This window comes from Nostoc sp. DSM 114167 (genome assembly GCF_052692655.1).
Genome location: NZ_CP195116.1, coordinates 2,740,215 through 2,752,996, shown reverse-complemented (window position 1 = coordinate 2,752,996; position 12,782 = coordinate 2,740,215). Strand labels below are relative to the sequence as shown.

13 protein-coding genes are annotated in these 12,782 nt (G+C 38.4%); 8 read left to right on the top strand and 5 right to left on the bottom strand.

Annotated features, from left to right (window positions below; genetic code table 11):
- The gene (locus NSTC731_RS11790; RefSeq protein ID WP_445630961.1) at positions 1–201 is read left to right on the top strand and encodes a GNAT family N-acetyltransferase; all 201 of its coding nucleotides are present in this window, start codon (positions 1–3) and stop codon (positions 199–201) included.
- Positions 202–294: 93 nt separating this feature from the next.
- Positions 295–1,152 carry a sulfurtransferase gene (locus NSTC731_RS11785; RefSeq protein ID WP_445630960.1) on the top strand — a complete coding sequence of 286 codons (858 nt, stop codon included), beginning with the start codon at positions 295–297 and terminating at the stop codon, positions 1,150–1,152.
- 39 nt (positions 1,153–1,191) lie between these two features.
- Here the strand turns inward: NSTC731_RS11785 and NSTC731_RS11780 are convergent, their stop codons facing one another.
- Entirely contained in the window at positions 1,192–1,383 is a 192-nt protein-coding gene (locus NSTC731_RS11780) for a hypothetical protein (RefSeq protein ID WP_292860261.1), read from the bottom strand.
- Between the two features lie 645 nt (positions 1,384–2,028).
- A complete protein-coding gene (gene hpf, locus NSTC731_RS11775; RefSeq protein ID WP_445630959.1) occupies positions 2,029–2,676 on the bottom strand; it encodes a ribosome hibernation-promoting factor, HPF/YfiA family in 648 nt (215 codons plus the stop codon).
- 620 nt (positions 2,677–3,296) lie between these two features.
- On the opposite strand from hpf, the gene lipB reads away from it, so the two are divergent.
- The gene (gene lipB, locus NSTC731_RS11770) at positions 3,297–3,980 is read left to right on the top strand and encodes a lipoyl(octanoyl) transferase LipB (protein ID WP_445630958.1); all 684 of its coding nucleotides are present in this window, start codon (positions 3,297–3,299) and stop codon (positions 3,978–3,980) included.
- 274 nt (positions 3,981–4,254) lie between these two features.
- On the top strand, positions 4,255–4,455 hold the full coding sequence (locus tag NSTC731_RS11765; protein WP_445630957.1) for a hypothetical protein: 201 nt from the start codon (positions 4,255–4,257) through the stop codon (positions 4,453–4,455).
- A gap of 155 nt (positions 4,456–4,610) precedes the next feature.
- Here the strand turns inward: NSTC731_RS11765 and NSTC731_RS11760 are convergent, their stop codons facing one another.
- Entirely contained in the window at positions 4,611–5,366 is a 756-nt protein-coding gene (locus tag NSTC731_RS11760; protein ID WP_445630956.1) for an amino acid ABC transporter ATP-binding protein, read from the bottom strand.
- Between the two features lie 76 nt (positions 5,367–5,442).
- Here NSTC731_RS11760 and NSTC731_RS11755 point away from each other — a divergent pair, with 76 nt between their 5' ends.
- The 4 genes from NSTC731_RS11755 (at position 5,443) to NSTC731_RS11740 (ending at position 10,727) form a co-directional block, all read left to right on the top strand.
- The gene (locus NSTC731_RS11755) at positions 5,443–6,942 is read left to right on the top strand and encodes an ABC transporter permease subunit (protein ID WP_445630955.1); all 1,500 of its coding nucleotides are present in this window, start codon (positions 5,443–5,445) and stop codon (positions 6,940–6,942) included.
- A 474-nt stretch (positions 6,943–7,416) separates the two neighbouring features.
- Positions 7,417–8,940 carry a SulP family inorganic anion transporter gene (locus NSTC731_RS11750; RefSeq protein WP_445630954.1) on the top strand — a complete coding sequence of 508 codons (1,524 nt, stop codon included), beginning with the start codon at positions 7,417–7,419 and terminating at the stop codon, positions 8,938–8,940.
- Positions 8,941–9,089: 149 nt separating this feature from the next.
- Positions 9,090–9,725 carry a restriction endonuclease subunit R gene (locus tag NSTC731_RS11745; RefSeq protein WP_445630953.1) on the top strand — a complete coding sequence of 212 codons (636 nt, stop codon included), beginning with the start codon at positions 9,090–9,092 and terminating at the stop codon, positions 9,723–9,725.
- A 396-nt stretch (positions 9,726–10,121) separates the two neighbouring features.
- A complete protein-coding gene (locus NSTC731_RS11740) occupies positions 10,122–10,727 on the top strand; it encodes an SMI1/KNR4 family protein (RefSeq protein ID WP_445630952.1) in 606 nt (201 codons plus the stop codon).
- A 109-nt stretch (positions 10,728–10,836) separates the two neighbouring features.
- Here NSTC731_RS11740 and NSTC731_RS11735 read toward each other — a convergent pair whose 3' ends face one another.
- Both NSTC731_RS11735 and NSTC731_RS11730 read right to left on the bottom strand, forming a co-directional pair.
- Entirely contained in the window at positions 10,837–11,880 is a 1,044-nt protein-coding gene (locus NSTC731_RS11735; protein WP_445630951.1) for a glycerate kinase, read from the bottom strand.
- Positions 11,881–11,895: 15 nt separating this feature from the next.
- The gene (locus tag NSTC731_RS11730) at positions 11,896–12,228 is read right to left on the bottom strand and encodes a DUF565 domain-containing protein (protein WP_445630950.1); all 333 of its coding nucleotides are present in this window, start codon (positions 12,226–12,228) and stop codon (positions 11,896–11,898) included.
- Positions 12,229–12,782: the final 554 nt, after the last annotated feature.

Sequence of the window (12,782 nt, the reverse complement as noted above, 5' to 3'; positions counted from 1 at the left end):
TTGATAGCCATTGCTAGCTTAAGTAAATTGCACGGTACAAATGAAGCTGAGTTTGCAATGTTAGTTAGCGATCGCTACCAATGTCAAGGTTTAGAAACTGAAGTACTTAGAAGGTTGCTGCAAGTAGGGCGCGATCAACATTTAACGCTAATTAGTGCCGAAATTCTGACTGAAAATTCTGCAATGCAAGTTCTCTCGTAACATTCAACATTTATTCTTCTGTAATTTGCACTCCAAAATGCAAATCTACCAAGGGCGATAATGCCTAATGGTACATAACAGAAGCATGAAAGCGTGAATAAAAAACTCCTCATTTCTCCTCAAGAAGTCACGTCACTGTTAGCAGAAAAATCATCACAAACTGTGATTATCGATACGCGAAGTCAAGAAGATTATGATATTTCTCATATTTATCAAGCCATAAATATTAGAGATTTTTTCACCTATCTTTTAGAAAATTCCTCCCCAGCAGGATTAAAGGAATTGCAAAAGTATTTTGCAGAAATCATGAGCCGGGTTGGAATATCTGGTGCAGAACATTTAATTGTATATGAAGATGCTTTAAATAAAGGTTATGGTCAATCTTGTCGAGCAGCCTTCTTACTGAAATATTTGGGTTGCGCTCAGGTATCTATTTTACATGGAGGATATAAAGCATGGCTCAAGGCAGGATTACCTACTACCGATGAAGTACCGAAGCGTGAAAGCAGCATATTTAGATTGCATCCTAATGCTGACATCATGGTGACTACCACAGAGATGTTGCAAGCAATTGAGAATCCAGCAATTATTAAATTAGATGTGCGCGATCGCAACGAATGGCTTGGGTTGAGTTCTTCTCCTTACCATCCTGATTTTTGTCCCCGCAAAGGTAGAATCCCTAACTCTGTATGGTTAGAATGGCATCATCTGATGAATTCTGAATCGGAAATCCCTACGTTCCGATCGCCAGATGAAATCCGAGAAATTTGTCAGTCAGTAGGTATTACTTCAAAGTCAATTGTGTACATTTACTGCTTTAAGGGTTCAAGGGCTGCAAATACATTAATAGCTCTTGAAGAGGCAGGAATTTCTGCTAAAAATTATTTTGGCTCTTGGAATGAATGGTCTCGCGATCTTTCGCTCCCAATTGATAGCAGAGTTATGCAATAAGGGTATAAACTTGACTCTGAATTTTGAATTATTCTTCAATCAGACATCAACATTTATCTGTTCTATCTGTCTAGCGGCTTTATCCCAAAGCTTTGCTGAAGTCTCATCTTGCCAATGAGTTCTCAGATTTTCCGCTTTTTTGTGACATATTCGTTCTAACATTTCTAATATTGCAGATAATGTCAGTTGATTAATTAATGATTCTAAAATCTCCATATATTCTTTTTGCATGATATTTACCTCCTTAATGTCATTCAATATATGCCAACAAAACCCACTTATTCTTAACCTATGTATTAAGATTTGTTGCACAATGGTACTAATATTCTGTCAGCTTATATATGCAGTTTAACCTATTCTGAATACTCAATTTTGAAAATTTATTTTTAATAGATGAAAAAACTGTTTAATTGAAATATTTGCTCACAACTTTCTCAAATTTTGTATCTAACTTAAAAATAGGGTTGGATAAATAAAAAGTATGAGTTGTCATGTGATGGGCTATATTCTATCGGAGGCGGAGCTTCTTTGGCTTTGCTCCTGACTCCTGAATTATGTTCGATAAAAAATTCCTTCGGTACTATGGATGCAAAGTGAAGCAGATGTGGCTATGTTTTGCGCAGTACAACACAAAAGTCTGATGTCTACTTCCAAACTAGAGAAACTGTCAATCTTTACTATCTAGCTTGTGCAGACATCATCTAGAAAGTTATGGATAAGTTTGCTATTTTAAAGTGAAAATCTTTTCTAAATATCTGAAAACTTAGCAAAAGTTTGCGAAATGAGGAAATGGACATTAGAAGAGGCAGAGGTGGAGAGAAGAAAGACTTACTGCAACTTCTCCCCTCCTCTCCTGATCTCCCTATTCTCCAGTGCCTATTTACCAGAATGCGACTTTTCCGGCATGACTATATTAGTATGGCTTGCCTTGCCATTTTTGCCGTTAGTATTTCCGTTACCATTGCGGGGATGGATGACACCATAACCGCCGTGGTTACGTTCGTAAATTACATTAATCTCTCCAGTTTCAGAATTATGGAACATATAAAAGTCGTGTCCTACGAGTTGCAGTTGTTCTAGAGCTTCTGCAACAGTCATCGGCGGCATAGAAAAATATTTGGTGCGGACGACTTCGTTGGGCAATTCGGCGGTGCGATCGCCAATTAAATCTGTTACTATCGACTCTGGAATAACTACTTCTGTTGGTTGAGCGTGAGTTTTGTGGTCTTGACGCCGTTCTTTATATTTCCGCAGTTGACGCGCAATTTTATCTGCAACTAAGTCAATGCTGGCATATAGGCTCTCGCTGCTTTCCTCGGCACGAATAACGCTACCATTAGCATAAATAGTTACTTCAGCCGCTTGTCTTGTATTAATTCGGGGATTCCGGGCGACGCTAAGATGCACATCCACTTCATTTGTAATGCTTTGAAAGTGACTAACTGCTTTTTCAATTTTTTGATGTACATACTCACGAATCGCATCGGTGATTTCAATATTTTTGCCGTGGATGACAAGCTTCATGTAATACTCTCCCGCTGAATATTTTAGATGTGTGAATTTGCTTTGTATGAAAAGAAATTGCGGTAAGGTTTATTACTCCCGCCAAAACAAATTGTGAACTATATTGTATCTACTGCTGTTAAGCTATCTCTCAGGTTGCTGCATCTGAGGAATTGTCAAGTATACCCTTGATTTACCTCCTCATCTCTGCGCTGATGTCTTATTGTATATCCAATTAGCACTCAAGAGTTGAGAAAATCTAATTGTAGCTCCTATGACTACCTTTTCCTTTAAAGGAATGCTTACAGAACTGTTGATATTTGCTCCTTCTGTGTTCGATTGAGGTTTGCTTGCTGTTGTTCAAGAATACAAGGTTCTGTGGAAGTTTGATTCTGTTTGAAATGCAAACAATGATATTAAAGTCATCAGCCAGTACATTCTTCCTTATTGTCTTGGCATAATGCTTATTGCAGAGAATTCCTCCTAAAACCTATTGAGGTTAATATTCAAGCTAGCACTTTGTTTTTTCTAATGCATCTTCCCTTGACTTTCCTTTAAAATCCTTTGCAAAGCTTGACAATTTTTGATTCTCATTATGTAACTTGAAATATATTTAGTTCTTTATACGGTTGAATTTTGGGATGATCCATAGTAAAAGCTCGCAAAAAAAAATTTGTTTGCTGTATAATCAAGGATTAATGCCTTACTTAGAAGCTCATGGATGGCAGCGATCGCTTCTAAGTGAGCGCATTCACGACCCAAGTCTAGATGACGTGTTAATTTTGCTAGAACATCCACCTATCTACACTTTGGGACAAGGAAGCAACTCAGACTTTATCAAATTTGAGATTGACAAAGGTGAATACGATGTGCATAGAGTTGAACGAGGCGGTGAGGTTACTTACCATTGTCCCGGTCAACTCGTGGGCTATCCAATTTTAAATCTGCAACGTTATCGCAAAGACCTGCATTGGTACTTACGGCAACTCGAAGAAGTAATAATTCGTGTATTGGCAATTTATGGATTGCAAGGAGAAAGAATTCCGGCTTTTACTGGCGTTTGGTTGCAAGGGCGAAAAGTTGCGGCTATTGGTATTAAAGTCAGCCGTTGGATTACTATGCACGGCTTTGCGTTAAATGTTTGTCCAGACATGACAGGCTTTGAGCGCATTGTCCCCTGTGGTATTTCTGACAAACCTGTAGGCAGTTTAGCCGAATGGATTCCAGGTATCACCTGCCAAGAAGTGCGTTTTTACATAGCACAATCTTTTGCGGAAGTCTTTGGCGTGGAATTAGTAGAATCTCAGCCTCAAGGGTTTTTCTAGCTTGAGTAAATTCCGCTTGTAATATGTAATAAATACTATAGCAGTCCTATTTAAATTGTGAGACACTTATAAGAGGAGTCCATATTTAATAGTATCAAAATAACTATTTAATACTCATTAAAAAAAAGAATGCGATCGATATAAACCTAAAAAGCCAGATTAAATCAGACTTTTTGTATTTTGAATTAGTATAACTGCGATTGTCAAAGCTAGAATCTGATTATTTCTAGACTTCTAGACTAACTTTTTACGGCTGTCAAGCACAACTTTGCGCGTGAATTACTCAAATAATCTCCAGCTAGATGCCCCATCGATAACATCTCTCAGAGAACGTGATTGGACAGCTTTGATAGAACTATTTGATAGAGACGACGGTGATGAAATTGAAGCCGACATCAGCGGTAGTTTATTTTGGCTAATACCTGAACCTTGTTGGGAAGACGATCCCTTTGATTTTTTGCGTGAGTACCTTTAAGTAGTGAGGAGTGAGGAGTGATGAGTGATGAGTAATGAGTAATGAGTAATGAGTAATGAGTTCAAAAGAAGCTTTAAATTTATAATTCCTAACTCCTAACTCCTAACTCCTAACTCCTAACTCCTAACTCCTAACTCCTAACTCCTAACTCCTAACTATCTAACGTTGAGGCGACTTAGGAAAATACGTAGGCGATCGCTTTGGGGATTGGTCAGCACTTCATAGGCTGGGCCTTGTTCTGTGACAATACCTTTGTCTAAAAATATCACTTGATGGGCTACTTCTTTTGCAAATTGCATTTCATGGGTAACAACCACCATTGTCATGCCTTCTGTGGCTAATTGTTGCATCACTTGCAGAACTTCACCGACGAGTTCGGGATCTAGGGCGCTGGTGGGTTCGTCAAATAGCATGATCTGAGGATTCATACATAAACTACGAGCGATCGCTACTCGTTGCTTTTCTCCGCCAGAAAGTTGTTCGGGATAAGCAGAGGCTTTGTCAGATAAACCAACTTTTTCTAAATATAATCTCGCTAGTTGGGCGCTTTCTTTTGCTGTTTTACCCAAGACTTTACGCGGTGCGAGTGTCATATTTTCTAAGACGCTGAGATGGGGAAACAGGTTGAACTGTTGAAACACCATGCCTACTTGTGTTCGTAGTTGCCGCAGTTGGCTATAGTTGACAGTGGGCCGGGATAAGTTAATTCCGTTGATGATTAAACGCCCTTTGTCAATGGTTTCTAAACGGTTGAAGCAACGTAGTAGGGTACTTTTACCACAGCCGGAGGAACCAATAACTGCAACAACTTCTCCTCGGTTGATTTCGCCAGTAATTCCTTTGAGGACTTTTAGGGAACCAAAGTTTTTTTCGATATTCTCAAAAATAATCGCAGGGATGGTATTATCCATTACTTATGTCAAGCTGCTCTACAGTTGATTGTAATATTTTAAGAAACCGCAAAGGCACAGAAGGAGAGAAAATAATATGGCTAAAGTTGGTTGTATGCGTTGGCTGTATTTATGTGTCTTCGTAGGTTTTAGTTGTTTATTACTGGCTGGCTGTGCTGGGAACTCTAGCGCGGGGAAAACTTTGCGGGTTGCTACAGAACCGGCGTTTCCACCTTTTGAGTTTCAAGGAAAAGGTGGCGAGTTGCAGGGATTTTCCATTGATTTGATGAATGCGATTGCTTCTTCTGCTAACTTTAAAGTGAATTTTCAAAGTCTGCCTTTTGATGGCATTATCCCAGCTTTGCAAGCCAAAACGGTAGATGCGGCTATTAGTTCGATTACGATTACTGAGGAGAGGGCGAAGACGGTTTCTTTTTCCCGTCCTTATTTTAAGGCTGGGTTAGCGATCGCAATTCGTGCAGACAATCAAGAAATTACTGGTTTTGACAGTCTCAAAAATAAAAAAATTGCAGTCCAAATTGGCACAACTGGGGCTGCAAAGGCTAAAAGTATTCCTGGGGTACAAATTCGCAGTTTTGATTCTGCACCCTTAGCCCTGCAAGAATTGCTCAACGGTAATGTAGACGCGGTAATTAATGATGCACCTGTGACTTTATATGCAATTAATACAGGTAATCTTCAGGGAATTAAAGTAGTACAGAAATTGCTGACGGAGGAGTTTTATGGAATTGCTACAGCTAAAAACTCGCAAAATTTGACATTGATAAATGATGGCTTGGATAGAGTGCTGAAAAATGGCACTTATTCCCAAATTTACCAGAAATGGTTTAAAGTTGAACCACCATCACTACCAGCTAAATCACCATTTGAGAATCAAACTAACGCTGGCGCATCTAAAATATTAACTTCAATTAGCGTGATATTGCAGGCTTTTCCAAGTCTATTGCAGGGTGCATCGATCACGTTGCAATTGACAATACTTTCTGTAGTATTTGGTTTAATTGGCGGTTGCTTAATTGGTATTGTTCGCCTTTCTCATATTGCACCTGTGCGTTGGTTGGCGAGGGCGTATGTAGATTTTTTTCGAGGAACGCCTTTGCTAGTGCAAATTTTTATGATTTACTTTGGTTTACCAGCAATTTTACAAGAATTTGGTTGGACATTTTCTTTCGATCGTCTCAGCGCTGGGGTAATTGCTTTAAGTTTGAATAGCGCTGCATACATTGCCGAGGTTGTTCGTGCTGGAATTCAATCAATTGAACCAGGACAAGCAGAAGCAGCAAAATCATTAGGTTTGAGTTCTGTGCAAACTATGAGTTATGTAATTTTTCCCCAAGCTTTCCGGCGGATGATTCCACCTTTGGGTAATGAGTTTATCAGTTTATTGAAAGATACTAGCTTAGTTTCTGTGATTGGGTTTGAAGAATTACTACGTAAAGGACAGCTAATTGTTGCTGATAACTATCGCGCTTTTGAAATTTACGCAGGTGTAGCAGTGGTTTATTTGTGTTTGACGCTACTTTCTTCCCAAGCATTTAGCCGATTAGAAGCTTGGATGAATCCCATCAAGCGCTAAGAGACTTTCAAAAATAATTTCTCAAAATCCAGAGAATAATAATCAATATGCTTGGAAAGCTAATTTTTTGGGATAGGTAGCAGTTGGGGGTTAAAATCCTTAAGAGAAAATCAAACTTAATAAAATGTGTTCTAATATACCTTTTTTTCAGATAATTCTAATCCATTGTTTAATTTAACTTAATACTTTGCTACAAATCCAATAAAAAAGTTATGTAACATCAATCAGATAACACTATTGTTATCATAGACTTGTAATCATTAAGAAATGTAAATAGTAACTATAACCGTAAGTCAATTTAACTTAATGATTTTGTGCTTGCTATTTCAGGGCTGAGTATGGCAGTACAATTCTGTTGCAATGAAAACTCAGTGAATAGGTTTGAACTATTCAATGCAAGTCTAGTTTCGGTTGCATTGTAACAGTTCACCTTGGCAGCCAAAAATTAAAAACTTTTCATAAGAGGAGAAGCAAATGAGAAATTTGAAAGCAATCATAGACAAATCCTCATTGACTAGTGAAGTACCGGCATCATTTGTGGTGTTTCTTGTCGCCCTTCCTCTTTGCATGGGTATTGCGATCGCTTCGGGACTTCCGCCATCTCGCGGCTTAGTTACAGGAATAGTAGGCGGAATTATTGTTGGTGCTGTTTCCGGTTCTCCACTGCTAGTCAGTGGCCCAGCAGCAGGGCTGGCTGTGATTGTCGCAGAAATAGTTCAACAATATGGCATTGAAATGGTTGGGCCAATTCTGCTGCTAGCGGGTTTAATCCAATTACTCGCAGGTATATTTAAAGTTGGTCAGTTGTTTCGCGCCATGTCACCGGCTGTCATCTATGGAATGCTTGCAGGTATTGGGATATTAATCTTCGCTTCCCAATTTCATGTCATGCTAGACGACCAACCGCGTATACACGGCATTGAGAATTTAATTTCTATTCCCAACACGATTTACAAAGCTTTCTTCCCTATTGATGGTAGCGTTCATCACGTTGCGGCACTCATAGGTGTAATAACTATTATCAGTCTTCTGCTGTGGGAAAAATTTAAACCCAATAGTTTAAAGTTGATACCTGGCGCGCTTGTCGCCGTTGTCATTGCCACCGTTATCGCTACAGTGTATCGATTACCGATTCAGTATGTTGATGTACCTGGAAATCTAGCACAAGCAATTCAATTACCAACATTTGCCAGCTTACCACGCTTAATTCAGGCACCAGTTTTGCTAGATGCGATCGCGATCGCATTCATTGCTAGTACAGAAAGTTTGCTTTCAGCCGTAGCAGTAGATCGACTGCATACCGGGACAAGAACCGATTTCGATCGCGAATTAACAGCCCAAGGAATTGGCAACATTATATGTGGGTTCTTGGGTGCTTTGCCGATGACAGGAGTGATAGCCCGCAGTTCTGTAAACGTAGAAGCTGGTGCAAAAACTAGATTATCGACGATACTTCACGGTTTTTGGCTGTTAATTTTAGTAATTGCAGCCCCAATCTTGCTAAAAATAATTCCCATTTCTAGTTTGGCAGCAATTCTAGTTGTTACTGGTTACAAACTAATCGAAGTAGAACATATTCGCCAGTTAAAAAAGTATGGACGTTTTCCTGTGGTAATATTTGCTGCCACTTTAATCGGGATTGTTGTTACTGACCTCATCACAGGTGTTTTAATTGGTATTTTGTTGACAGGAATATTACTAATTCACAAAATGTCTGTGTTGAATATCCAAGTTATTAAGCACGAAGATAATCAGCGAATAGACATTTATTTACAAGGTGCAGCAACATTTGTAAGGCTACCAAAATTGGCGAATATTTTAGAACTGGTGCCTCCAGGAAGTGAATTGCATGTTTATATGCAAGACTTGGCTTATATAGATCACTCTTGTCTAGACTTACTATCGGTGTGGGCAAAACAACAGGAAAAAATGGGAAGCACTTTAACTATGCAATGGGATCGTCTGATAGATCGTAATCGCAAACCATTTACTCTGTAGAATTTCAGCTAGATTGAATTTTGCTCGCGTAGGGTAGCATAGCCGTGCTACCCTACCAATTGTTTGTATTCTATGTAATCAACCAGGGTTTAAAATAGGTTTTATATAGGGAATTTGGATTGAGTTGCACCTGAATTAACCAAAAATATATGACAATTCTCAACGCTCGTAACTTATCCTTAGAAGAAGTTCATCGTCTGTTTAGTTTTCAAAGACAGTATAATGATTCATTTTCTAACTACTTATCTTTGGAACCTCTTACGGAAGCAGAACAGCAGGAACTAAAACAAATTCAGCATGACTTTGATAGATACCTAACAATAGGTAAAGTTTCTGAAGGTCAGGTTAAGTTTCTTGCAGTTGCACCTTTACTAAGATTAGCTGGTTTTTATCGCTATCCGATAGAGATTATTTTGGAGGAGAATATTGCTGATATTGAAGTTGAAGATGAAGATATAAAAATTAAAGGAAGATTTGATATTTTAGCTGTTAATAAAGCTAAAACTACAAAAGCTCAAACATATTTTTGGGTACTGTTGATTGAATCTAAAAACTGTCAAGTTGATATATCAACAGGTTTGTCTCAGCTACTTACTTATGCTTATAAAAATTTAGATAACCAAAAATCAGTTTGGGGATTAACGACTAATGGTAGAAGTTATCAGTTTGTCTATATAGAACAAGGAAATCCCCCTATTTATTATCTGTTGCCAGAATTAAATTTAATGGAAAGAGAGCGTTCAAGTCAGTTGCTACAAGTTTTAAAAGCAATTTGTCAACTTTAAAAGCATTGATGATTAAAACAACATACAAGCCAAGGTAAAAATTTATGACTCAAGCCATACCCAAACTAGTAAGCTTTGAAGATTTTGCAGCTTGGCGTCCTCAAGGCGGAAGATACGAATTACACGATCAGTAAACCAAAAAGTTTTTCCCAAAGAGCGATCGCTAATTTAGTTTGCGTATTATGAGGTGCTATATAATATCAGTCTCCTAAATAATGCTTATAGCATCCTGAAAGATTTCCAAAAATGAAATGATGAGAGTAGTGTGTAGCATATTGACTGAAAAAATTGAGCGTTTCATCAGAAGAACTGGCAATAACCGCCTCAGAAACCCCTCCCGTTTATATGATGACTTGCTCACAATTGCTGATAATTACAAAATAAAGGCATTAAATAATGAAAAAAAGAGAAAAAATTGAACGCGATTTTCAAAATATTCTTGAAATTATTGAAAACCAACGACCAAGATATATAGCTGCAATGGACGAAGGAGTATCTGATGAAATAATCAGAGATTGCATCAAAATTCATCCAATTCCTGAAGGTTTAATAGCTATATACTCTTGCGTCAAAGGTTTATCTGTATCTAAATTAATCGAAAAGTTTGATTATCCTACAGATTTCATTCCTGGTTGCGATTTAATAAATATTTATGAATTTGATAAAATAATTAATCTTTTAAAAGCAGTACATAGAAACCCTGAGCCTTGGGCATGGCAACCAGATATGATTCCTTTTCTAGTGTATTGCGATGTTGATTACTATTGCGTCAGAACATTGCCTTCAGACCAATCTGTTGTATTCTGTTCAAAAGAAAACCAATGGATTACCATCTGTCAAAATATTGAAGATTTTATTTTAATAATTACTGAATGTTATAAGCAGAATGCTTATTTATTAGATGATGTATACTTGGAAAAAAATTATGATTTGGAAGAAAAAATTATCTTAAACTTCAACCCTAATTATTATTCTCAAAATGACTTACAACCAGAAGCATGAGCAAATACGAATTAGTATGAGACTAGCTTGGGATGAATGGGAAGCAAGGATAAATCACGCTTTGAGCAAAGTATAGTGTTTTTAGCTGATTTGCTTGAGAACTAACGCCCTAAGTGCGATCGCAATATACTTGACCAATACTACGATCGGGATTAATCTCAATCACTAAATCAACCGCTGTCGCATCTGTTACCAACGGCGTGATGAATAATTCCGGGTGCAGGGATCGCCAAAAATAATTGACAAATTGCTCTATCTCTGCACTACTCATCCCGGATTTTCCCGCAGCAATCATCTGCTGTTCTGCCTGTTTGCGCCACTCCAAAGAACAGCGGTAATCAGTGGGATATAGCACAATTAAACTGTCTAATCGCTCCCACAGTGGTAAATAATCGTAGAGGCGAAGATTCATCTCACGGGCAAATGCTCTATCTTCATCTGTGACAATTGGCGGCGGTGCAGTATCAAATAAATCAGGGTCGATTGGTCGCACACCCACAAACCAACCTTCAAATAGTACAATATCTACATCCGTAACCATTTCTGGATTAGTGCGATCGCCAGCACCTCCATAAGCTGATTTATCAAACCGGGGAAGCATCACCGGGCTTTGTAACTCACGGATTTGATCTAGTACATTTAAGCCTAAGTCTAGATCGTGAGTTCCCGGTGGCCCGCGCCAAATCAAGCGGGGATCTTGCTGTGTTAAAGCCAAGCGATCGCTGTAAGTTTTATACAAATCATCCAAAGATAAACTCACAGTCCTGTATCCCAAATGATCGAGAATCAAAATGAGAATTTTGGACATTGTGGTTTTACCAGTACCTTGTCCTCCCAATATTCCTTGAATCAGGGGGCGTCTCAACTGTTGGCGCTGCGATGCTAGTTTGATTCCCAAAGGCAGCCACAAGTCCCACAATACCTGTAACATTTCCTGGGGTTGTATTTGGAGAGTTGCTTGACAGAATTCGCTAAAAGCTGGAAAGACAGATTTTAGTAAATGCGATCGCCTTTCGATCATTTCATCAACATTTTCCGGCGCGATCCCAAAAGCTTTAGCCCTTAACCGATCTGCCAGTGCTGCTTCTCTTGCTTCCTGCTTCCAAGTTTCCCCCGGCCCATTGGTTGCCAAAACACTCAGCCACAAATTCATAAATTCTCCATCTGACTACGATCCCAGCTTAAAAGCTTCGAGAAACAGGCTGTAGATGAAACCAACTTTGAGGAGATTTAGTGAGTCTATCAAGAGCGATCGCCGATCCAAAAAGCTGCGACTATAAAATACCCGGCTGGTAATTTCCGTTAACAGTACTAAAAAACCAGCTGCTACAATGTCCAACTCTGCCCGTTGTCCAGCTGTAGTGGAAACTGCGTTTCCCAGAAAAAAACCGAACAAAAAACTAATTATCAGCAACGATAATCGTCGCCAAGGATTTAAAAACCATTGCCCAAAGCGTGTAGCAATAGCATCGAACAAATTATTGAGACGAGTGTTTTGCATCAAAGGGACTTCTGGGAAAAGTCAAGATATCTTGAAATATATCTATATTAATGTAAGAAGGATATTGGTTTTAGCATCAGCTTGTTTGTTACTATTGTAGATATCTACTGGAATTGCAGTGTTTATTCAAATTTGACTATTCTATCATCTTCTTTAGAAGTACAGTTTCTTAGAAGATGTTTGGAAACAATAAATATTTAGTTTGATCCTCACGAGCAAGCCTGAAAAAATGGGAAAATGATTCAAAATTCTCCTTTTTTAAGGAAGCTAGTTCGTTAAGCGCGTTTGCTGACTTGTATTCATGTATGGAAGTAAGCTTTTCGTAGCGTCTCTCAACAGGAGAATAAACTTGCGTAGATTTAGAAAGGAGGATCTTTAAGCACTGACGTTTAGCAAAGGACGCCTTGTTGAGGCTGCTAACGGTTTCAGGAAACTTTTATTTTTTTTATAGAAATGAATTGGCTCAATAGGTATAAAATTATCTTGTTTTTATCCATACTTACGGTAAAAAACCAAAGTAATGGATGTCTGGATCTCTTGTTTTTCAAACATCA